This is a genomic window from Faecalibacterium longum (assembly GCF_040094125.1).
Classification (GTDB): Bacteria; Bacillota; Clostridia; order Oscillospirales; family Ruminococcaceae; genus Faecalibacterium; species Faecalibacterium longum.
This window is the reverse complement of sequence record NZ_JBBNIH010000005.1, coordinates 1-553: the sequence shown is the minus strand read 5'-3', so window position 1 is coordinate 553 and position 553 is coordinate 1. Positions and strand designations below refer to the sequence as shown.

Genomic DNA, 553 nt, shown 5'->3' with positions numbered 1-553 from the left:
TGTTTTCCTTGGGCTGTTCCTCGCCGGATGCCGCCGCTTCTTCTGCGGCTTTCTTGGCTTCTTCCTCGGCTTTCAGCTTGTCCTGTTCTGCTGCTTCCTTTTCAGCGGTATAAGCATCCGCATCTTCTTCCTCCATCAGCGCCAAAAGGTCGGCTTCGTCCACAAGGTTCATAAAGTGAACGGTCTGCTGCCCCTTGGCGTTGCGGTCGATGACCAGATAGAAGGTGGCACCCGACTTCGACACCAGCGTAATAAACTGCTGTCCGCTGCCATCGGAATAGTCGGTGTGGTAATCGTCCACCAGCGTCAGATTGCCCTCCGGGGTCAGGGCACCAGAGGTTTCGTCCGTGACGGTTACAACATCTTCCTCCACCACTTCCGGCAGAACAGGCTGCTCCACGGGGGCGGCTTCGCCCTCAAAGGCAAAAGCGGGAGCTGCCATGCCAGCGCACAGTGCCGCCGATACCAACAGCGCACCCAGTTTCTTAATCTTCATCTGCATCGACCTCCTTCTCGAAAGTTGCACCCACGGCAGACAGCGCAGCCGGGTTCG

1 protein-coding gene is annotated in these 553 nt (G+C 57.7%); it reads right to left on the bottom strand.

The annotated features are described in order from the left end of the window. Nucleotides 1-502, bottom strand: a 502-nt coding sequence (locus AAAU26_RS00035; protein ID WP_349180838.1) for a DUF4366 domain-containing protein, incomplete at its 3' end; no start/stop codon positions are given. Nucleotides 503-553: the final 51 nt, after the last annotated feature.